13 protein-coding genes and 25 tRNA genes are annotated in these 20,833 nt (G+C 42.4%); 9 read left to right on the forward strand and 29 right to left on the reverse strand.

The genetic code is table 11. The features are described 5' to 3' along the window. Positions 1–152 precede the first annotated feature (152 nt). A complete protein-coding gene (locus tag F8S12_RS20540) occupies positions 153–407 on the forward strand; it encodes a hypothetical protein (protein WP_196517929.1) in 255 nt (84 codons plus the stop codon). Between the two features lie 40 nt (positions 408–447). Here the strand turns inward: F8S12_RS20540 and F8S12_RS20545 are convergent, their stop codons facing one another. Together F8S12_RS20545 and F8S12_RS20550 are read right to left on the reverse strand one after the other, a co-directional pair. Beyond that, positions 448–1,299: a class I SAM-dependent methyltransferase gene (locus F8S12_RS20545; protein WP_196517931.1), complete on the reverse strand. Its 852-nt coding sequence runs from the start codon at positions 1,297–1,299 to the stop codon at positions 448–450. A 162-nt stretch (positions 1,300–1,461) separates the two neighbouring features. Further along, complete coding sequence (locus F8S12_RS20550) at positions 1,462–2,478, reverse strand: endonuclease NucS domain-containing protein (protein ID WP_196517933.1); 1,017 nt, start codon at positions 2,476–2,478, stop codon at positions 1,462–1,464. 239 nt (positions 2,479–2,717) lie between these two features. Between F8S12_RS20550 and F8S12_RS20555 the strand changes: the two genes are divergently transcribed. From F8S12_RS20555 to F8S12_RS20585, 7 genes are all read left to right on the forward strand, one after another. Then, complete coding sequence (locus F8S12_RS20555) at positions 2,718–5,120, forward strand: 3'-5' exonuclease (RefSeq protein WP_196517935.1); 2,403 nt, start codon at positions 2,718–2,720, stop codon at positions 5,118–5,120. A 31-nt stretch (positions 5,121–5,151) separates the two neighbouring features. Next, positions 5,152–7,467: a GmrSD restriction endonuclease domain-containing protein gene (locus F8S12_RS20560; protein WP_196517937.1), complete on the forward strand. Its 2,316-nt coding sequence runs from the start codon at positions 5,152–5,154 to the stop codon at positions 7,465–7,467. A 50-nt stretch (positions 7,468–7,517) separates the two neighbouring features. Beyond that, a complete protein-coding gene (locus tag F8S12_RS20565) occupies positions 7,518–8,954 on the forward strand; it encodes a transglutaminase domain-containing protein (protein ID WP_196517939.1) in 1,437 nt (478 codons plus the stop codon). Positions 8,955–9,164: 210 nt separating this feature from the next. After that, positions 9,165–9,944, forward strand: a complete 780-nt coding sequence (locus tag F8S12_RS20570) for a DUF559 domain-containing protein (RefSeq protein WP_196517941.1) — start codon at positions 9,165–9,167, stop codon at positions 9,942–9,944. Positions 9,945–9,947: 3 nt separating this feature from the next. Next, entirely contained in the window at positions 9,948–11,168 is a 1,221-nt protein-coding gene (locus F8S12_RS20575) for a hypothetical protein (protein WP_196517943.1), read from the forward strand. 302 nt (positions 11,169–11,470) lie between these two features. Beyond that, positions 11,471–14,317, forward strand: coding sequence for a DEAD/DEAH box helicase (locus tag F8S12_RS20580; protein ID WP_196517945.1), 2,847 nt, complete (start codon positions 11,471–11,473; stop codon positions 14,315–14,317). 120 nt (positions 14,318–14,437) lie between these two features. After that, positions 14,438–15,505: a WD40 repeat domain-containing protein gene (locus tag F8S12_RS20585; protein ID WP_196517947.1), complete on the forward strand. Its 1,068-nt coding sequence runs from the start codon at positions 14,438–14,440 to the stop codon at positions 15,503–15,505. A 92-nt stretch (positions 15,506–15,597) separates the two neighbouring features. Here F8S12_RS20585 and F8S12_RS20590 read toward each other — a convergent pair whose 3' ends face one another. The 27 genes from F8S12_RS20590 to F8S12_RS20720 all read right to left on the reverse strand — a co-directional run bounded on the left by F8S12_RS20590 (position 15,598) and on the right by F8S12_RS20720 (position 19,843). Beyond that, complete coding sequence (locus F8S12_RS20590) at positions 15,598–16,542, reverse strand: pentapeptide repeat-containing protein (protein ID WP_196517949.1); 945 nt, start codon at positions 16,540–16,542, stop codon at positions 15,598–15,600. A gap of 293 nt (positions 16,543–16,835) precedes the next feature. Continuing rightward, positions 16,836–16,918: transfer RNA gene (locus F8S12_RS20595), tRNA-Ser, on the reverse strand. 8 nt (positions 16,919–16,926) lie between these two features. Next, positions 16,927–17,000: transfer RNA gene (locus tag F8S12_RS20600), tRNA-His, on the reverse strand. Between the two features lie 6 nt (positions 17,001–17,006). Further along, positions 17,007–17,080, reverse strand: a tRNA-Ala gene (locus tag F8S12_RS20605). 5 nt (positions 17,081–17,085) lie between these two features. Further along, positions 17,086–17,158 (reverse strand) — tRNA-Arg (locus F8S12_RS20610). A 6-nt stretch (positions 17,159–17,164) separates the two neighbouring features. Then, positions 17,165–17,240, reverse strand: a tRNA-Val gene (locus F8S12_RS20615). A gap of 5 nt (positions 17,241–17,245) precedes the next feature. After that, positions 17,246–17,317: transfer RNA gene (locus F8S12_RS20620), tRNA-Gly, on the reverse strand. Between the two features lie 5 nt (positions 17,318–17,322). Continuing rightward, a tRNA-Thr gene (locus tag F8S12_RS20625) sits at positions 17,323–17,395 on the reverse strand. A 7-nt stretch (positions 17,396–17,402) separates the two neighbouring features. Further along, positions 17,403–17,479: transfer RNA gene (locus F8S12_RS20630), tRNA-Met, on the reverse strand. A gap of 10 nt (positions 17,480–17,489) precedes the next feature. Further along, positions 17,490–17,563 (reverse strand) — tRNA-Leu (locus F8S12_RS20635). Positions 17,564–17,570: 7 nt separating this feature from the next. Then, positions 17,571–17,643, reverse strand: a tRNA-Lys gene (locus tag F8S12_RS20640). Between the two features lie 43 nt (positions 17,644–17,686). Further along, positions 17,687–17,764, reverse strand: a tRNA-Leu gene (locus F8S12_RS20645). A gap of 13 nt (positions 17,765–17,777) precedes the next feature. Next, positions 17,778–17,854: transfer RNA gene (locus F8S12_RS20650), tRNA-Pro, on the reverse strand. Position 17,855: 1 nt separating this feature from the next. After that, a tRNA-Leu gene (locus tag F8S12_RS20655) sits at positions 17,856–17,933 on the reverse strand. 9 nt (positions 17,934–17,942) lie between these two features. Beyond that, positions 17,943–18,011: transfer RNA gene (locus tag F8S12_RS20660), tRNA-Gln, on the reverse strand. A gap of 10 nt (positions 18,012–18,021) precedes the next feature. Continuing rightward, a tRNA-Asn gene (locus tag F8S12_RS20665) sits at positions 18,022–18,096 on the reverse strand. Positions 18,097–18,105: 9 nt separating this feature from the next. After that, positions 18,106–18,179: transfer RNA gene (locus F8S12_RS20670), tRNA-Phe, on the reverse strand. Between the two features lie 7 nt (positions 18,180–18,186). Beyond that, positions 18,187–18,261 (reverse strand) — tRNA-Arg (locus F8S12_RS20675). 6 nt (positions 18,262–18,267) lie between these two features. Beyond that, positions 18,268–18,352 (reverse strand) — tRNA-Ser (locus tag F8S12_RS20680). Positions 18,353–18,444: 92 nt separating this feature from the next. Then, positions 18,445–18,521, reverse strand: a tRNA-Glu gene (locus F8S12_RS20685). Between the two features lie 127 nt (positions 18,522–18,648). After that, positions 18,649–18,720 (reverse strand) — tRNA-Trp (locus F8S12_RS20690). A 3-nt stretch (positions 18,721–18,723) separates the two neighbouring features. Continuing rightward, a tRNA-Ile gene (locus F8S12_RS20695) sits at positions 18,724–18,800 on the reverse strand. A 5-nt stretch (positions 18,801–18,805) separates the two neighbouring features. Continuing rightward, positions 18,806–18,879: transfer RNA gene (locus F8S12_RS20700), tRNA-Cys, on the reverse strand. A gap of 6 nt (positions 18,880–18,885) precedes the next feature. Beyond that, positions 18,886–18,959: transfer RNA gene (locus tag F8S12_RS20705), tRNA-Arg, on the reverse strand. 3 nt (positions 18,960–18,962) lie between these two features. Further along, positions 18,963–19,039: transfer RNA gene (locus F8S12_RS20710), tRNA-Glu, on the reverse strand. A gap of 3 nt (positions 19,040–19,042) precedes the next feature. Then, a tRNA-Tyr gene (locus F8S12_RS20715) sits at positions 19,043–19,120 on the reverse strand. Positions 19,121–19,321: 201 nt separating this feature from the next. Then, positions 19,322–19,843 (reverse strand): HNH endonuclease, encoded by a 522-nt coding sequence (locus tag F8S12_RS20720; RefSeq protein WP_196517951.1) that lies wholly within the window; start codon positions 19,841–19,843, stop codon positions 19,322–19,324. Positions 19,844–20,349: 506 nt separating this feature from the next. On the opposite strand from F8S12_RS20720, the gene F8S12_RS20725 reads away from it, so the two are divergent. Then, positions 20,350–20,730, forward strand: coding sequence for a hypothetical protein (locus F8S12_RS20725; RefSeq protein ID WP_196517953.1), 381 nt, complete (start codon positions 20,350–20,352; stop codon positions 20,728–20,730). Positions 20,731–20,833: the final 103 nt, after the last annotated feature.

The following is a 20,833-nucleotide window of genomic DNA, read 5'->3' on the forward strand; positions in this document are numbered from 1 at the left end:
ATTAATTAGTAAAAATAGTAGTAATTACTGAATTAATACTTATGAGCAAACAAGTAGTATGCTCACAAGTCTTTTCTGTTTTAAAGTAAGCTTAAGTACAATGTAAGTAGTAAGATTACTTAATTCAGTCATTTTTTATAAAATTTCTGCTTTTGACCAAGCGTAACCGCCCGCCGACGGCGATCGCAGAGATTATTGAACCTCCCAAGATTATCACTAATCCGCCTGAAATTGGCTACTGGATTGATACCAGCCGTATTGGTGTTAAGCCTTGTGCAAAGATTCGGTTTACCAGCAAGTTGTTAGAAAAGCCTCTGCTACGGGAAAACTTAAAATTCGTAACAGGTGATGCTGACGGGATTGTTTCTATTGTGCGGTCTTTTAACGAAACTGTTGGGGTCGCGTGAGGGCTGGTGATGGGCAGTAGGGGGGCAAGCATACCAAAAGCTATAAGGTTATCGATTCTTTCCTTGCTGTAACCAAAAAAGAACGCCGCATACCTTTGATTTCGCGTGGGGTCAATTCGACAGCATATTGTCCGTAATTTGCTCTGATTTCTCCTGGTTGAATTACTGAAGCATTCCAGTCGTGAGCAGCAAACAACTGTTCTGGTTCGTCTGTACCGAAACGCCAGTGCTTGCTAATCAAGCCATTCTGATGTTTAGCCCCAACTTGCCATGACTTGACACTGACTAAATCAGCCCCCAAGTAGCTGCCGTCAGCACTCAACTGACTAATTATTTTGAGTAACTCATTAACTTCCACTTCATTCAGGTACATTAATAGTCCTTCCATTAGCCAAAGTGTTGGGGCTTCAACCTCAAAGCCTTTTTGCAAAAGCAGATGTGACCAAGGTTGCGTTAGATCAGCAGCGATCGCCTGACGATGGCACTTGGCAGGTTTATCTTGTAGGATTGCTTCTCTGTACTGGATTAATTCTGGTAAATCTAATTCGTACAAACGAGTTTGTGGTGGGAAGGACAGACGAAATGCTCTTGTGTCTAACCCGACTCCTAGAAAGACTAACTGTTTAGCTCGGGGCAACACAGACAAGATGAAGTCATCAAAGAAGCGGGTACGGACTGCAACAAACTGAATCCGAAGCGCACTACCAAGGAGATTATCGCTATCCTCCTGTTCCCATTTCTCCCGCCAAGCTTGCCCTATCTCTCCAGCTAACTGTGTGGCTAATGGATCATCAAACAGGTGGTCTGGTCTGTCAGCTTCTATTGCACGTTTAGTTGCCATTATCAGTGCTGTGCGGCAAACTTCATCTTTAATTTTAGGCACATCATTCATTACTTTGGGTTTTAGCAGTTATCGTTGCAGTCCAATTGTCTCATCTTTGTTTATGTGTGATCTAGTATTAGTTGTAAAAATAGAGTACTGATTATTAAAAACATAACAGTAATCATTGATTAGTAAGTATTGAAATCATGCTCATATTGATTTGTAAATTAACTAAATTCTAGTAAGCCATTTGGTTAGTGCTAAATCTGCTAGTGATTCTAAAGAGTTAGAAACATCGTTGTAACCTTGAGAAATTGGAACGGGCATAAATGATTTATGAGAAAGACTCCAATATAAATTTCTAGGACGTTTTTCTCGTGGTATGGCATCCCATTCGGATTGAAGTTTCATTCGCCCAAAACCTTCTGGTACATGACCTAGATGAGTAACTATTTCACCTTCTAGCCATAGCCGTAACCGACCAATTACTTCTTTTTGCCGTGAGTTAGGAGTTGGCAACCACAAAAATACAACTGGTTTATGAGATGCCCTTTGATAGCAAAATTCAGCCACAGGTTTCGATTTACCCTTGCCATACCTGATAGTATTTCTACCCTCAATTTGTTCCTTGATTCGCTCATCAAAGCTCAAAATTTTCTCTCGAAGTTTAAGAATTGCTTGCTGTTCCTCTGCTGAACAAGCACCAAGCCAATCTAAAAGCAATTGTGGTGTTTCTGAAATGTCATGTTTTGTACTACTGAAATTTAGCTCTTGATAGGAAATAGGAATTGACCAAGTTTGATTAGTGCTGATGTCTTGCAAACACAACTGGAACTGTTGATTGTCTTTGAATACTTGAATCTGCAATAAATCAATTGTGAGCAAATTATACTTGCAATCAATTAGATTATGTCTGTGAAATGAAGGTGCGGCAGCTATCAGTTTAACTGGTTGGTGATAGTCTATTTGTTCAGCAAAAGGTCGATCATCTAGCAAATTATCATAATAACGGGTTAGCTGCTGGATAACATATCTATCTTCAGCGTTTTTAAGTTCTAAAATAACTAACTGTTTGCTCTCGTTCAAAGCTAAGATATCGCAGAATTCGCCCTTAGCCGCATACTGCCGTTTGAGAGGTGTAAAACTTAATAATTGCTGTAGATTCTCCCAAATAAAATCTTCTAAGGCAGTTTCAGACGCAAACTCCCAACCCTCACCTGTTTTTCTTAAAGCAGCACCAGCCAGCATACTTTTGAGTCAACGTTAAAAAATCAAATTACAGTTAGCTTACCTTGAGCAAAGTAAGATTGCGCTTGCTGTGGGAAATTTTTATCGCATCAATACTGACCGCGACCATTGAAAGACATTGATACTTGTCGGGTTATCTACTGATATTTTCTTATCTTACTTATTTAATTGATACAAATTATACCCATTTAAAAATACCTGTGTTAATTTTGCTATAGCTTACTCGTAGTCAGGGTTATATGGACTTTGTAGTTTTAGATACTGAGGGGAAACCGGAATTAAGTGAATTGGCGATTGTGGATAGTCAAGGACGGTTGATCTATGAAGGGTTTTCTAGTGATTATCCCAATCACAACAAGAATCTGCCTAACCTTAAAAGTCTAAAAACTCTGCTCACAGAGTTTGTGGCGCTTGTCCAAGGGAAGAAAATAGTCTGCCACTATGCCTTGCATGATATTGAGATACTTCAGTCCAGTTTTCGCCGAGTTGGTCTTTTTTACCCCAAACTAGAATACGAGTGTACTTGGGAAAAAGCAAAAAGTGTTTGGCCAGAGCTAGAAAGCCATTCCCTAGAACACCTGAGTAAGCATTTTAATTTGCAGGTAAATAACCGCTACTTTATTCGAGATATGGCTCATGCTGCTCGATATGATGCCCAGTTTACTTACCAGCTTTATCGTCAGATGATGATTGAGCAATTAAAACAAAAGCCCAATCCATTTAGTGCTAGTCGGGTTGATACTCCGTTTCAGACTCACCCTGATTATTTTGCTACTTACCGCCAAGAATATCTTACTCTTGAATCAATTTTGGCTGACATCAAACTAGATTCCAATCGCCAGAGTAAAGGAGTCGTAGTTATTGGAGAGCCGGGGACTGGGAAAACCCACTTGATGATGAGACTAGCCAATGAGCGACTAGCCAATAATCGACTGTTATTTATCCGTCAACCGAACCATCCCAAAGCAGTGCTGCATCACGTCTACAGCCGCATTTTGGAGTCCCTTGTACAGTCGGTTGGTTCTGCTACTCAATTGGACTACCTGATTATCAATAGCTTTTATAAAATTCTCAGTTTCCGAGTTACATCTCAGAAAGACCAAGAAATTATTAAAGCTCTGCAAGATAAAAATTTAGATGGTCTTGGAGCCGAAGGAACTGGACGTAAGCGAGATTACTGGCAGCACATTGAGAAACGGATCGGTGAATGGTGGGCAGGTCATTATTCTTCTGGGGGTTTTGCTCTTGCAATCCTCAAGGGGATTGTTAAATATTGTAGTTATACCGACCCACGACGGAAAGATATCGCTACCCGTTGGTTAGCTGCCAATATTTTATCTGCGGAAGAGGCAGAATTGGTGGGTTTGCCAAATTGGGGTGAAGACCTCAGCCAAGAAGCTTTTTCTTTGGAAGCAATTTCAGTTTTGGCTAAACTATCTATCTTGGATGAACCCTTAATCATCGTCTTTGATCAGCTAGAAGGATTGGGGCTTTCACATAACCGAGAAATCTTACTGAATTTTGGGGAAGCTATCAAGGAAATTTTTACTCACGTTCCTAACAGTTTAATTATTCTCAATATGTTTCCCGATCGATGGGAACAGTTTCAAGATAGCTTTGATAACTCAATTATTGGTAGAGTCTCGCAGTACCAGATTTATTTACGTCAGCCAGATGAAACAGAACTTGAAGCGATTCTGCGGGTGAAGCTTCAGTCCCTTGATATTCCTCTAGAACTATTATTTAGCTCTGAAGATTTGGAAGATATTCTTGGGCAAAAGCCAATTCGAGGGGTATTGAACCGAGCAGCAGACTATTACAACTACAGGGTTCGTCAAATTCCTCTAGCATCTGTTAAAGAAAATCTGCACAAACCTGATAGTAAAGAACAAGTAGAACAACAGCTAAGAATTCTACAGCAGCAACAGCAAAAATTAACCGAAGGATTTCTTTATTTGGTTCAAGCAATACAGGAACCAAGGTTGGTAGATTTAGCAAAGTTATATCAGCAGTTTCTCCCTGAGCCTCCTAAGCTTCAACTACATACTTCAGATAACATTATTGAGTATTTAACTCAAAAGAAGGCTGAACTTGAGCAGCAGTATAGTAATCTTCCTATCATTTCTGATTATGATGACATGGGTAAACTAAAAACTATTGCTGAAGCTTTTAACCATATAAAGCCAATGAGACTAACTCAATATCGCTTGGGAAAGCGAGTTTTGCCAGAGCATATTGTGGTTGAGACTGGTAATAAAAATTATGTGATGGGGTTTCTTCAACTCGATCCAAGCAGTACATCTTTTACCAGCCGAATTGCCAATTTCAATGAGCTAGTAAGTTTGCATCCTCATGACCGCTTTGGTTTATTTCGTGATGAGCGCATAACACAAGTTAGAGGGAAGGTAGGTAAAGAACGAGTAGCTCAACTGAATAATTCTTCTAATGGTAGTTTTATTTTATTTAGCAAGCAAGACAGGATTTCCTTAGATTTGACTTACCAAACAATTATCGACATTCAAAATAGAGATTTAGATATTGATTTGGAGTCAGCTTTAAAGGTATTTATCACTTATCAAGAGTGGCATCACTGGCTATTCAGTATGTTTGGTTTTGCAAAATCTTTTGCACAAGCAGCATGAACATTGTAAGTTTTTCTATAGGAAACAATTTATGAATATTACAACTATCCTCGACCAAATTGACATGGGCAGTATTGCCTTACCAGAATTCCAACGGGGTTACGTGTGGAATCGTGACCAAGTACGCGGGTTGATGAATTCGCTATATCGCAGACATCCCATTGGTAGCTTATTAGTGTGGCAAACTAAAACGGAACAAGCAATTGACCATACGCGTGGCGATGGTAAGCTTTCCACAGGCACAGTTAAACTGCTGCTAGATGGGCAGCAGCGTATCACCTCCTTCTATGGAATTGTGCGGGGTAAACCACCTCAGTTTTTTGATGGCAATGTGCAAGCTTTCACTGGTTTATATTTCAACTTAGAAGAAGAAATATTTGAATTTTACGCTCCTGTCAAAATGAAGGACAACCCCTTGTGGGTAAATGTAACTGAATTGATGCAACAAGGTGTAGGAATTTTCATTCAGCGATTGCTAAACATTCCAGAGCTTAGTCGGAATTTGACTACTTATATTAATGCTTTAAATAAACTAGAAGGCATCAAAAATATCAATTTGCATATTGAAGAAGTTTCAGGAGAAGATAAAACAGTTGATGTTGTTGTTGAAATATTTAACACTGTCAATAGCGGCGGAACCAAACTATCCAAAGGTGATTTGGCACTAGCAAAAGTTTGCGCTCAATGGCCGGATGCCCGTAGTGAACTCAAAGCACGTCTGGCAAAATGGAATAAAGCAGGTTTTGACTTTCGTTTGGAGTGGTTGCTGAGGTGCATTAACGCAGTTATTACTGGAGAAGCAGTGTTTTCCGCACTCAAGGATGTTAAAACTGCGACGTTTCAAGACGGGCTATATAAGGCAGAAAAAGCTATTGATACGCTGCTCAACCTCATTTCTGCTCGGCTTGGACTCGACCACAATCGGGTACTCGGTGGAATTTACGCCTTTCCTCTCATGGTGCGTTACCTTGTTGGGCGTGGCGGACATCTTAGAGATCACACAGAGCGCGACAAGTTACTGTACTGGTATGTACATACTTTATTGTGGGGGCGGTACGCGGGTTCAACTGAGAGCGTTCTAACCCAAGATTTGCACGTATTGGAATCTGAAGATAATCCGCTAGACCAGCTTATCGCCAACCTACGGCAAAATCGCGGAGACTTGGAAATTAAAGCTATTGACTTTCAAGGTTGGGGTATGGGAGCAAGATTTTACCCATTAGTTTATATGCTCACTCGTGTGCATCAAGCACAAGATTGGGATAGTGGCATCGAACTATCCAAACATCTTCTCGGTAAACATTGCTATTTGCAAGTCCATCATATTTTTCCTAAATCGCTACTTTCTAAAGCTAGATATCCCAAATCTGAAGTTAACGCGATCGCTAATTTGACATTTCTAACCCAAGAAACCAACCTCAAAGTCTCAAACCGACATCCCTCGGAGTATTTCGAGGTATTTGAGCAAACCCAACCGGGTGCGATCGCAACGCACTGGATACCAATGGAACGCAGTTTGTGGCAAATTGAAAACTACCGTGATTTCCTAACCGCACGCCGTGAACTTTTAGCTCAAGCTGCCAATAAATTTTTGAATAGCTTACTCACCGGAGATATTCCAGAACCAAAAGCGACAGATTCTATTTTAGAAGAAGAAGCCGAAAGCTCTACTGTGGTTGTACCAATGGCTGAGGAACGAGTTCTGGAAGAATGTAATATATGGGTGCAAGAGCAGGGATTACCGATTGGTGAATGGATGTACGAAATTCCTGATTCCACAGGAACAGTGAGTGCAGTACTTGATTTAGCATGGCCCAATGGTTTGCAATCCGGGAAAAGTCAACCAGTTGCCCTGATAATTGATGCAGATCAAGAAATAGAAGAGGCTGCAAATCGTCTTGGTTATCGCTATTTTACAGACATAGACAGGTTCAAAAGCTATGTAATTCAAGAAGTTTTAGCCATCAAGTTTCCGCCAGTAAAGGATTATAAACAAGCTTTTATAGCTATCAGCAGCCAACTGACGGATAGCCATAAACTTATGCTCAAAGCTCACTATCATGCACCTGGACAAATTATCACTGCAACTGAGTTAGCAGAGGCGGCTGGATATGAGCATTTTGGCGGTGCAAATCTTCAATACGCCAGAATAGCAGAACTGGTTGCAAATTACTTAAACTATTTGCCACGTCAACACGACGATAGTGGTAAACCATTCTGGTCACTAATGTTAGCTTCCGGGTATTGGAAAACATTGGAAGATGCTGAAACTACTACTCAACGAGAATGGCAGTGGCAGTTACGGGAGCAGGTTAGTCAAGCTTTAGAAGATTTAGGTTGGGTATAAGCCAGGTATAAATCTTTCTAATTTAGTTACTCTCTGGAACGTAAATCTATATGGCTATTCTCTTCCAACTTATCGGTACATTAATCAAGTGGACTGCGATCGCTATTATCTACCTCACACCCGTTCTAGGTGTTTGGTTAGCATCTTCCTTAGCTGCTTACAATAACCGTTCTACTTCTTTAGCCGTACTAGCAGGGGTGTTTCTCTTTCCCATCTTACCTATGCTCTGGGAACTACGGACACAAAGCAAGGGCAGTCGGAGCAAAAAGCGTATTTTGACTTGGGGCGATCGCCTGACGCTCAGAACCCTTGTAATCAACTTGGTGGCGATCGCTGCTTTATTAGCATGGCAACCGCGTTTGAGTTTTGTAGCTCTCTCAACGCGAGGCGACTGGATGCTGGGTGATTTACAAGAACAACCTGCACAGTTAATTCGACAGAATTTATTCAGGCTGGCAAATGGTTTGGAAGGAATGTATCTCAGCTTCAATAAAAATCCTTTTGAACGTTACGATGACGGCAGTAGCAAAGTCCAACCACAACCCCAAACTGCTCGAGATCCTTTTGAAAATTTAAAACAGGAAGATACTGCCAAACCACAGCCTGCTAATAATACCAATGGTTGGGCGTGGCAAGGTATGGGAATACATCCCGCAGTTGCCAATATGCCCAGCAGTGTAGAGACAAGCATCGCATCAGTTGCTCAGTATATTGTTAGTAAGGAATCAGATTCAGTACAGCGAATTAAAGCTCTTCACGATTACGTTGCAGATCGAATTGCATACGATGCTGAATCTTATTTTGCAGGGCAATATCCACCACAAGATGCCGAAACTGTATTTAGAACTCGTAAGTCTGTATGTGCCGGCTATGCAAAATTATTAGAAGCATTGGGTAAAGCGGCTGGGGAAGAAATCATTTATGTCGTAGGAGATGCACGGACTCAAACCAGCGACCTTAGCGGTCAAGGTCACGCGTGGAATGCAGCAAGAGTAAAAGGACAATGGTACTTAATTGATGCTACTTGGGATAGCGGTTATGTCGATCGCTCTTCAGGTTTTACAAAAAACTACCGTACTGAATACTTAATGCCGCCACCAGAAGTTATGGTGATCAGCCATTTTCCAAAAGATCCTGCTTGGCAGCTGTTATCAAATCCATTACCACTTGGTGAGTTTTTGCGCCAGCCGATGATGAAACCAAAGTTTTTTGCTGATGGCTTGCAACTTGTCAGCCCTGTGCGATCGCAGACGAATGTAGGTGATGAAGCAAAATTAGTATTGGCAAATCCTAAGAATGTTTGGTTATTAGCCAGCTATAACTCAAAAGATGGAGGCAACTCCCAATCTTGTGGTCACGCGGTACAAGGCGATCGAGTTACGTGTAAACTTCCTGCCTCCGGTTCCTATGAAATGCGGTTATTTACCTCTACTGAAAGTCAGGGTCAATTTAATTATGTAGGGCAATTAGAGTTTAACAAGTCGTGATGATAAAAACTATGACTCTGCCTATAAAAAATATAACCATGTAAGCTCCATTCCTGTGTTAACGATAGCTTCAACTTGGGAATTATAAGAGGGTTAGCATTAGGCTGTAATTTATCAGTCCAATGCTACAAATTGCAAGATTATACAATCTGGCGATAAAGCAGAGATATATGCGATCGCTTCCTTAACATGACATTAAAGATAACTAAAATGGTTCAGGGAATAGAGCATCAAGTCAAGGGTAATTCTATTGTCCCAGTCGGGGGTAAACTTCCGTATTACTTAGAAGTACAGACAGGTAAGCTATTAGATTTACTAGTTGTAATCGCTATAAAAAATGACAATGATAAAAACTTAAGAACAAAAATTAACAGATATTTGTATTCAAAAACTAGACCTGGATACTATTTAGAGTTTAACGAACATTTACACCTAGCTTATGCAAACCAGCGTGATGGACATGGTACTCAGCACTGGTGGCGATTATTTTTTGATAGTTCTTACCAACAACAAGTAGAGCAGTTCACTCGTAGAAGTGCCTTGGCTGTACCAGGAATAGATACACCACCCAATGACACTGATTCTGGACAAGAAGTTAAGACTGACGTAAACCCTCTGTATGAATGGGGGGGAATGTACTTTCGCTCCAAACCAGAAATCAAAATTGCTGAAGAACTGGATAACAAAGGGGTCTTATTCTTTGCTAATGCGCGGGGTCGAATTGGGCGACAAGGTTCTCCTATATCTGATGCAAGTGGTTGGCTTACAGGACGCATTGAAGTTGATTTTTTGGTGTTTTATAAAGGCAAGTGCATGATATTAGAGGTAGATGGTAATCACCATCAAGAATCTTTACAAATAACTAGAGATTATGTGCGAGATAGGGTGCTATTGCGAGAAGGGATTCCTACAGTTAGGTTTGCAGCTAAAGAATGTTTTGAGCAACCTGAAAATGTTGTGATTGAGTTTCTAAATATGTTCTTGGTCTAATCTATGAGTCAATATCCAATAATTTTGATTCCTGTGGGAATTGAGAGAGCCAAATTAGCGTTGCCACCAGCACCCATACCTCCAGATCCACCACAACAACTGGCGACAAAACCACAGAAAGTAAACAACACTTTGATAGCAGTGGAAACAGCAGTTGCTATTCCCACTATCCCTGTAGTTTCTCAATTGACATCTATACCAGGATGGTTATTATTATTGGTAGCAGCAGGAGCGATCGCAGGTCATGCATGGCATCAAATCACAACCTACCCTCAACGCAAGCAGAAACATGACGGTGAGGTGGCAGACTATCCTAGAAAGTTGAAAAGGTATAAACAAGAGGAACAAGAGCATCAGGAGGAAATTAAAGCAGCCCGCAGTCCCGAACGAGTAACAGAGTTTCGCTACAAACTGTTACTAGAAGTTCTCAGTCAAACCGTACCTCATGATGGTAACGACAGTCCGGCAACAAGAAATCCCGAAGAAGCTAAATTTGGAAATCACCTCAGCCGATACTTTCCTAGAAATATTCACACTAGGCTAACTCTTAGAATTCCAGAATTCCGGCACCCATACACCCCTGATTTTGCATACATCGACCAGGGGCTGAAGCTATATATTGACATTGAGCTAGATGAACCTTATGTTTATCACACAGGCGCACCCACGCACTACCTTGGAGCTTGGAAAGACAACAAGCGCAATAATTTTTTTAATAATAAAGGCTGGGTTGTAGTTCGTTTCAGCGAGGAGCAAGTAATCTGCTATCCCCACAGTTGCTGCAAGACCATCGCCCAAGTTATCGCTCAAATTATAGGGGACACTTCGACACTAAATCAGTTTGATAACATCTCAGACTTAGAGCAACAACGACAGTGGACAGAACAGGAAGCTGTAGAAATGGCAGCAAACAAGAAGCGAGATAATTATCTATGTCAAAACAACATATCTAATAGCAATCCTGTTATTCTAATGACATCGCTGATTAAAACCAAGCAACAGGTTTCTCAACCATTGCCACCAAATAATATTACCTTGACTCGCGCTCAGAGTCGTGGGGCTGCACGAGCAAGACATCGCGCTTTAAATTTATCTATTTCGCCACCAATAAACAACACAACTTTATCTTCATTAGTAAGCTGTCCTTATTGCAGTGCAAAAGTTAAAACTACAAAACTTGAATTACATAAAACAAATAAATGTCCTAAACGACCATTGCTATAGGTGTGATAGCTCCTCTTCCTATATTTGAAAATTAAGTAATTCATTAGGTATAAAATAAATTAACCAATTTTGGTTCTTCGGTTACTTTTTGTTAAGCTTGAGATACGAATATTTTATTATTCCGTGGTAAGCGCAAAATTATTGATTCAATTAATACTATAAAACATAGTAACTAAAAGTTGGCTACACATTGCGTCTTTTTGCCACTCAATGGCAACATAGCAAAAATGCCAGAGTAAATTCATTAGGTTTATACTGACAGTCAGTAACAAATAATTTACTGCTAGCAGAAACATAAATTTGTGACTGATAACAAACCAACTGATTACGCCGCAATTATCCGTGCCGCCAACCAAACGATTCCAGAACCCCCTGAATGGCTAAGTGCAGGTAAATATGTTTACTCACCGGAGTATGGAGTTGGGGAGGTAATGGCATTATTGGGCAGACGGTTGATTGTCAAGTTTGTAGAAGAGGTTAAGCCAACTCAGTTTGTCGATTGGGAAGAAGCGATCGCTTTGGGGTCAATTAAACCAAGTAACGCCAACTTAGTTTCTTCCACAACATTCCTTGAAGAGAACAACGCCGCAGTCACAACAACTGCGGAGCGCATTCAACAAATCCCCCAGGTAGTATTTCAGTCTGTAGCGCAAGAACTGATTGCAAGCATTAGGGCGATAGATATCAAAAATGCTAACCAAGGGATAATTCACCCCCTACCGGGCGATTTACCACCTGCTTTACGTTTAGCGTTACAGAATAACGGTATCACCCAGATTTATTCTCACCAATTAGAAGCTCTAACAAAGTTACGTGCTGGGTTTGACTTGAGTCTCACTACGCCTACAGCAAGCGGAAAGACGCTGTGCTACAACCTGGCTATCCTAGAATCGTGTATTAAGCAACCGCAAACAACAGCATTGTACATTTTTCCACTCAAGGCGTTAGCCCTAGATCAAATGCGAAAGTTGCAGTCGCTTGTCAAGGCAATGCCCAACAATCGTCTCAAACTCGCACTGATGACGGGAGATACACCAGCTACTGAACGGCAGCGTTTTTTTATCCCCAACCCCCCAAATATCTTGGCAGTCAGCCCTGACTTATTGCATTACTATCTTTATAATGTGCGCCGTCGGGATGATGGAGAAGGATGGCGACAGTTTTTAAGGCAGTTGCGCTACTGTGTAATTGATGAAAGCCATACCTATACTGGGGCTTTTGGCGCACACTTTGCGAATCTTATGCGGCGGCTCAGGTTAGCAGTTGATGCAGTTGGCGGTAATTCCCAAAGACTGCAATTTATTTGTTCTAGTGCCACGATCGGAAATCCTCAAGATATGGCATTGCGGTTTAGCGGCAGAACCCATCAACCCCAAAGATTACACCTGATTGAGGATAGCGGCGCTCCCCATCAAGGACGTACCTTATTATCTCTTGCTCCAAACAGTGCAGCTAATGTTGAAGCTACTAAAATAGTGATTTCCTGGTTACAGCATAATCTCAGTGGGATTGTCTTTTGTAACTCTCGTGCAGCTGTCAAAGGTTTACTTGGGTTAATCCAACGAGAAACACAACGCATTGGATTAGGTTATTTAACTTCCAAGGTAGCAGTTTTCTACAGTTCCTTAACGGGCGATCGCCGTAGCGAGATTATTCAAAAGCTCCAAGGTGGACAAATCAAGGTAATTATTTCAACTTCTTCCCTAGAAGCAGGAATCGATTTACCCGAACTAGATTGCTGTCTAATTCGGGGGTTTCCAGGTAGTCTGATGTCATTTTGGCAACGAGTTGGGAGAGCCGGACGCAAACAGCACGGACTAGTGATTTATCTGCCATTAGGACAAAACCCCATTGATGTATACTACGCTCGACATAACAAACAGTTACTATCAGGAGAAGTTGAATCTGCTGCATTTAACCCTGACTATCCAACAATTCTAGGTAAACATTTAGAATGTGGTTGCATTGAAAGTAGTTTAGCTTTGGGAGAACTCAATACTCGTTTTGGAAAAACAGCCGGTGCAGTTGCAGATTCTCTTTTACAACAAAATAAAATTTTTTTAAGTGGCAATGGCAAACTCTGGGGCAGAGGCTATCCTCACAGAGAGATTAATATTAGAAGCAGCACTCAAAGGTCAATTTCTCTAATTAACAAACATACGGGCGAAATTCTAGAAAGTATGTCGCTGCCGTTAGCCCATCGAGAAGTATTTCCTGAAGCCATATATATGATGCAAGATGAAAGTGGGCAATTAATAGCATACCGTAGCGAAAGCCTAAATTCAGACAAAGGAGAAGCAATCCTAACTTTTCTAGGAAAAGATACAGATTTATTTACTGAAGCGGAGTCAGAATTAGATATTCAACCACTTTCTACCTTGGCAGAATCTAAAATCATCCCTACTAATATTAAAGATGCTCGGTTACGTTTAACTCTTGTCTGGGGAGAAATTACGAATTCTGTTATTGGTTATAGATTGATGAAGCGTACCTACGGAATGACTTGTAAAAACCAACGTTGCGCTAATTATAAAAAACCACTTGAAGGAAAAAGTTGTTCATTGTGTAAGCAGGCGCTGAATGCAGCAGAAGTAACAAAACTTCAAAAAGAAATAGCATTTTCGGAGCCATACGTTACAAAATACCAAGCACCCTGCGTACTAGTAGAGTTAAATGAACCGTTACAAAAAGCTCTGCAAATAATTGTTAATAAATGCAAACAAGAAATTATGACCGCCAATGGAGGTGAGGTTCCAGAACTTTATCAATCATTGTGGAGTAGCACTGCTGAAATGACGGCACTGCACAGTATCCAGCACCAGATAGTTAAAGCTGTACCTCTGGTAGTTTTATCCTCCAGTTTAGATGTAGATGAATTGGCTATACAAAAAGAAAGCAGGAACATTGGTTACTTTTTTGACACCTGTGAAGGTGGGAATGGGGCAGCAGAGGCTATTTTCTCCGACTTAACAAAATTTGCTGCCGCCTCTTATTCTTTAGCAGCCGAATGTGATTGTGAAGCTGGTTGTCCAAGATGCCTGCATTCAACGGCTTGTCCACAGCATAATGAACCATTGCATAAAGATGTGGGTTTGTTTTTATTGGATGCAATTAGCCAAACAAAGCTTAATTCCCAAAATCCATCTTGAACTGAGCATTTGAATTAATATAACGGTCTATTAGATTGGGTGCGATGACCTACCCGCCGGACTTTGGTATCGCGTCCCATCCAATGGGAACCATGTTATGTAATTGCGTTCCTGGGCATTATGAAATTATTGAATTTTCTCAAATCCAGACCAGTCATTATAGTTTTAGCAATTGCAGTAAACATCACTGTTATTGATGTACATTCTTCTAGTTCAAATCTTCCCCTAGACAAGAGTACAATTACCCAGTCCCAACCACAGATTCAACTTGTTCATACACTGACTGGACATAAAAAAGTGACTTTTGGTGTTCGAGCAGTTGCGATCAGCCCTTCGGGGCATACCCTGATTAGTGGAGGTAGAGATGATACAATTAAATTCTGGAATTTACGTACCGGGAAATTGTTGCGTAGTTTAGACGCTTACTCAGATGGTGTTACTTCAATTGCTATTAGTCCAGATGGTAAGCGGATTGTAACTGGTGGGATAAGCACCCCAACAATGAAGGTTTGGGATTTACGCACTTTCCTTATGCTTGATAGCGAAAGAGGGCATACCCAACCAGTAGAAACCGTTGCGATTAGTTCAGATGGTAGATTTATTGCTAGTGGCAGTGATGATCATACAACAAAGCTTTGGGATTTACACACGCTTAAGCTGCTTGATACCATTACTACACAGTCAGGATTTGTGAGTAAAGTTGCATTTAGCCCTGATATGCAAACCCTTGTAAGTGCTGGGGGTGGCGATGATAATACAATTAGGATCATTGATTTACAAACCAAAAAAACACGCCATATTCTCAAAGGACACAAAACTGGAGTTGATGCTATTGTCATTACTCCAGATAGCAAAAAGCTTGTTACTGGTAGTTTTGGTCAGCTAGTTTCTCGAAATCGTGCGATTAGTACTCTGAAATTATGGAATCTTCAAACTGGAAAACTGCTGCATGACTTTAGTGATAATTTTAATTCAGTTGAATCTCTTGTGATCAGCCCGAATGGAAAAATTCTCATCTGCGGCAATTATGATGGCACTATTAAACTGTGGAACTTAGATACTTTAAAGCCGTTGCATACCTTTCAAGATGGTTCCAGTTCTGTTTTAGGGCTTGCTCTGAGCCGGGATGGTAAAACCCTTGCTAGTAGCAATGAGGATAGCATTATACATATTTGGCAAATTAAATAACTGCATTAGCCCTATTCTTGGCACACGGAAACTTCTAAAAGGATAAGCTGGTTACGGATACAGAACTTAACTTTAACTATGGGTATTCTCGCTTAAAAAGTACGAATCAGAATAGCTTTTCTAAAATCCGTACTTTTAAGTATGACTCCCGTAAAATTAGCATCTGTTAAATCAGCGCTGCGAAAGCTTGTACCACCAAAGGTTGCAAAAGCAACAGAAATGTTGCGAATAATGGCGTATTTTTCATCTCCTTTCATTGCTTTCCTAGCAATGTAAGTACTAAGTATAACTACGGTAAAAGCGATAGCGAAGGTGACGGCGAAGGCTAAACCTCCGGCTCCGAGGAAGACGATGGATTCGGCTCCAGTTCTGGATAAGGTGAAGACCAAGGCAATGGCGAAGACTAAGGCTCCAGCGACCGCTCCAGTGATGGCGAAGACCAAGGCAATGGCGAAGATTAAGGCTTCGGCTAAGTCCAGTCCTAATGCGACAGTGACGAGGAGGCCAACAACAACTGTAATGGCGAAGGGCAAGGCAACGGCGAAGGAAAAGGAAAAGGCAAAGACTAAGCCGATGACGAGAGCGACGGCAACCACTAAGGTAACGGCTAAGACGACGGCGACGGCGAAGGAAAATGCCCCGGCTAAATCCAAGGCTAAGGCTAGGGCAACAACGAGAGCGACGGTGAAAGCGAAGGCTAAGGCGAGGGTGACGGCTCCGATGAGGGCAACGACTAAGGCAGTCCAGCCTGAAACCTTAGTCTCTAAAGTTGAGCTATTAAATACAGAAACTATCAAGCCTCCAGTGATGGCTAAGAAAAATCCTGAAATTCCAGAGAGCAAGCACGAAACACAAACTAGAAAACTAGCCCAACTCTTTTGCAGTCCAGCTTTTGCATTGTTAAAATTAGTCCCTCTTAAATTAGCACCTGTAAAATCTGCTCCTCGAATATCCGCACCACTAAAGTTTGCCCCAGCCAAGTTTTGACCTTTAAAAGAACGACCTCTGAGATTTTGACCGGAAAAGTCTGGGGGCATGGCTGGGCTGGTAAAAGCAATGATTTATACAGAATACATCTAGGATATGCGGTTTTACGGAATGTAGGGTAATATTTCTTCAGAAGCTAGTAAGTAATGGGCTGTACTAGCATTTCGATTACTCACAACAGGCAGATGATTAACCATTGGGTGCAGTTCAGAATCTGGCTACCGTGTAATATAAAACTGCCCTAGACGAAAGCTGGAGCAGGGAGAATCCACCAGGGAGGTACTGCCCCTCCTGTATCTGTGTTATCAGCACAGCGCCTCACTTTTCGGCTTCAAGTGGAAGGTGGAAGATGGAGGAATTGAACCCCCAGGTATTACCCTGCTCTAGTTTTCAAGACTAGTTGCCCTCCCTTGAGCAGCATCTTCCATATAAGGGGTGTCTGGCGGGACTTGAACCCGTTATGACTGGTTCCACAAACCAGTGCCGCGACCGCTTTGGCTTCAGACACCAAGAGTGGATTCGGTGAGGCTTGAACTCACAACCTCCTGTGTGCAAAACAGGCGCTCTCCCAATTAGAGCTACGAACCCATGAGCAGGAGTGGTAGGGGTCGAACCTACATTGCTCGATTTAGAAGATCGATGCCTTATCCATTAGGCAACACTCCCATAAATTGGTAGCCCTGGCAGGGATTGAACCTACGACTTCCTCTTTGTAAGAGAGGCACTCTCCCAACTGAGTTACAGGGCTAAGAAAGCGATCGACGAGATTTGAACTCGTACAAGCGAGTTTGGAAGACTCAAATGCTGCCATTACACCACAATCGCATTGAAGCTGGTGACAGGAGTTGAACCTGCAACCTACTGATTACAAATCAGTTGCTCTGCCAATTGAGCTACACCAGCACTAATTTGGTGACGGGGGCAGGAGTTGAACCTGCCGATGTTCAGGTTATGAGCCTGACGAGCCGCCGTTGCTCCATCCCCGCATATTCACCAATACCCCTGACTGGATTTGAACCAGCAACTTCCAAATTTTAAGTTTGGCACCTCTTCCACTTGGGTTACAGGGGTAAGTTCATGGGGTATACAGGAGTCGAACCTGTCTGAGTCGGATTAAAAGTCCGATGCACTCGCCGCTATGCCAATACCCCATACACAAGGCGGCTGCATATCCGCTATGCCAACGACCCAATTTGGTACTCCCGACAGGAATTGAACCTGCAAAAATTCCGTCCCTCAAACGGAAGCGTTTACCAATTTCGCCACGGGAGTATAGTTGGGCAAATGGTCGGGATGGTAGGATTTGAACCTACGGCTCCTTGTCCCCAAAACAAGGCTTCTAGACCACTGAATTACATCCCGTTGGTACTCCTGACGGGAGTTGAACCCGTACATAGACTGTTTTTGAAACAGCCGCCTCTTCCAGTTGGGCTACAGGAGTATATATAGGCTCTTAAGGAAGGAATCGAACCCTCAAACTTCGCATTCAAAGTGCGACGGCTTTGCCTGTTTGCCTACTTCCCAATAAATGGCTGCCCCAGTAGGACTTGAACCTACAACCACCGCGTTAACAGCGCGTTGCTCTGCCATTGAGCTATAGGGCAATGTGCCAGTCCCCCAGATCCGGATTGAACGGATGACCTTCTGTTCTTCAAACAGACGCTACTACCAACTGAGCTACCAGGGGATAAAAGCGAGAACGGAGGGACTTGAACCCCCACTCTTCGGTTTCGTAGACCGATGTGTTCATCCAGTTACACCACGTTCTCATAAGGCGGAGAGAGAGGGAGTTGAACCCACAGTGGACTTACATCCACGACTGTTTAGCAAACAGCTTGCCCTGCCGATAGCAATCTCTCCAGAATGGGCTGGGCTGGAATTGAACCAGCAACGCAAACGCGGCGGTTTTACAGACCGTTGCCCACACCAGTAGGCGAGCCGACCCATGAATTTGGTAGTGCAGACGGGACTTGAACCCGCTAATTACACGCTTGAAAGACGTGCCGCTCGGCCACTTCGCTTCTGCACCATGTATGCCATGTAAGTTGAAAAAGCTGTTGATTCACACACAGGAATTGAACCTGCATAGACTGTTTTAGAGACAGTTGCCTTACCATTAGGCGAGTATGTAAGCTTTTTCGGTCAGGACACGGCAACGCACAGACGCTTGTCTTGAACCCAGAACAACAGTTTTGGAGACTGTGGTGTTGCCATTACACCATCTGTGCATTTGGTAGCAGTGGCGAGAGTCGAACTCGCATATACCAAGTTATGAGCTTGGGGCTTTGCCGTAAATCGCTACACTGCAACGTTTGGAGTCCAGGGCGAGAATTGAACTCGCACAGTCGGTTTTGCAGACCAATACCCTACCGTTAGGCGACCTGGACATACTACGAGGACGACAGGAATCGAACCTGTGACCACTTGCTTCGGAAACAAGCGCTCTTTCCGACTGAGCTACATCCTCATTTGGAAGCCTTGACGGGAGTTGCACCCGCTTCTCTCTGACTGAGAATCAGAACGACTTATCTATTCGTCCACAAGGCTACACGGGGATGATGGGATTTGAACCCACGGTCTTTCGCACGAATACAGCGACTGCTTTAAACCGGACTAAGCTACACCCCCACGTTGGATGGCAATTATTTAGTTTTCATGGTTCAGAAGTGTTTGCGCTATGCCTTTTTGAGAGGCTGTAGTGCTTCACTACACATATACTACATAATGTATTACAAGGTGTCAAGGGCATACTACAAAATTTTGAAAAGAAGTGAGAGGACATTGTGATGTAATCGCGGTATTGCCCTCTCTGATTGAGTTTGAAGTAAATTACTCAGATTCACTCAGCCGTTGTGCGCTCCAAAACTGTTCGGCAAATGCAACTGCTGGGTGAATTGGGGCTTTAGGCTTGCTTTTGAGTACCATTCCAGCTTCATGAGGTAGGCGATCGCCTTTGGTTGAATTACACTTCTCACACGCCGTTACAACGTTGTCCCAGGTATGCTGTCCACCCTTAGAGCGAGGAATCACATGGTCAAGTGTTAAATGCTTGGTGCTACCGCAGTATTGGCAGGTGTGGTTGTCTCGCTTGAGTACTTCACGCCGATTTACAGGTGGTACTTTCCAGTGGCGTTCGGGATTACCAACGGTCAAGCGAATATGTTCAGGAACTTGTAGTACGACGCTGGGTGAACGAACTTCCCACTGCTTTGTACTGCCAAAATCCAACGACTCAGCCTGACCAGTAACTAACAGCACAATTGCTCGTTTGATGTTGATACGTGCCAGTGGTAGGTAGTTCTTAGAGAACACCACCACCGAATTTTGTAATATGTGTGGTTGAGCTTGCATCACTGATTCACTCCTCAAAAAATAACCCCCGCCTCTGGTAAACAGGAGCGGGGGTCAGGTAGTTGATACTTTTTGCCCTATGTTGGTGCTATAAAACACTTGCACCTCCCGCTTTGGATAAGTTGGTCTAGATTCAGCAATCCGGCAATTACTCCCAAAATGCCTTTACTTACAGATTTATCGCCGTCGAACAGATACATTCCCTCAAACGCAAACAGCGCGAATACTCTGCCTAAACCCTTGTTGGGTCGGCAATGCATCACGCTGCTAATGGTTGAGGAGAATCTGCTTATCATTGAAGGTTTGTAGTATTTGTAATTGAGACTTATATCAATAATACAGTTGTAGTATGCGTTTGTCTACTGCACAATTTTGGGGACGGGCGATGCCTACGGCGGCAAGCTACGCTGCGTGAATGCCTTGGGTTTTATATAAAGGTGGGTAGAGTTTGAGATACTACTGCTACACTGTTGTTTTCAGTATTCTGTGAAACAGTAGCATATCAAATGACAAATTATCTTTTACCAGAAGACTTTAAGGTATACGTTAGTGACGAAGGGAGTGTTGTCAACTGGGCAGCGCCTGGATATACAGAGAAAATTCTGCCCACCGTCAACAAGTATATGTTGCGAGATGGCGGTTATATTGCTTGTTATTCTCGCAATGAAGAAGGAAGTATTTATTCTGTTGGTGGTGGAATTTATGTAATGGGTCAAATCCGATTACAAGGTCGATACATTGGGCGGATATTTCACCCCTTGGGTTATGAGGGTAAAGATATTAGTGCTGCTGTTGAGTTCAAAACCCTTTGCAATCAAACATTTTCTGCTGCACGCAATGGCGGCTGGGCTGGTGGTGATACTGGCGGTTGGTTTGGAATCGAGTAATAAATATCGTTTTTAATTTTCCGGAATCGCTAACTTTACTGTGGTAGTAACACACAGACAAGCAAATATAACGCACTTTCTATAATTAACCTTTGGGAATATA

It is taken from the genome of Nostoc sp. WHI (genome assembly GCF_015714725.1).
Classification (GTDB): Bacteria; Cyanobacteriota; Cyanobacteriia; order Cyanobacteriales; family Nostocaceae; genus Nostoc.